At 56.3% G+C, this 252-nt stretch carries 1 protein-coding gene; it reads right to left on the bottom strand.

Annotated elements, in window-relative coordinates:
• Positions 1–84: 84 nt before the first annotated feature.
• Positions 85–249: a DUF4142 domain-containing protein gene (locus tag FLQ03_RS19695; protein WP_420855665.1), complete on the bottom strand. Its 165-nt coding sequence runs from the start codon at positions 247–249 to the stop codon at positions 85–87.
• Positions 250–252: the final 3 nt, after the last annotated feature.

Genomic DNA, 252 nt, shown 5'->3' with positions numbered 1-252 from the left:
GCCGGAATAATTCATCAGGAAGGGGAAATAAGCGTGGGGCCTGCGGGCCCCACTTTGTTTTGCAATTGTCGTTTTACCGCCGCGTTATTTATCGGCTGATGCGCCGGAGTGGGTTGACATCTGCTCGGCGGACTTCAGATGCTGCTCAACGACCGGCGTGTGCTCGTTGGCCAGAGCCTTCACATCCGGATCGTCGATTTTACTGGCGTCGCTCTTAAGCTTCGACAGCACCTTCTCGTGGTCCTTCACGCC

Source organism: Vogesella urethralis, assembly GCF_007644045.2.
In the GTDB taxonomy this organism is placed as follows: Bacteria; Pseudomonadota; Gammaproteobacteria; order Burkholderiales; family Chromobacteriaceae; genus Vogesella; species Vogesella urethralis.
Note: the sequence above shows the minus strand (reverse complement) of the source record. Positions and strands in the feature narration are given on the sequence as shown.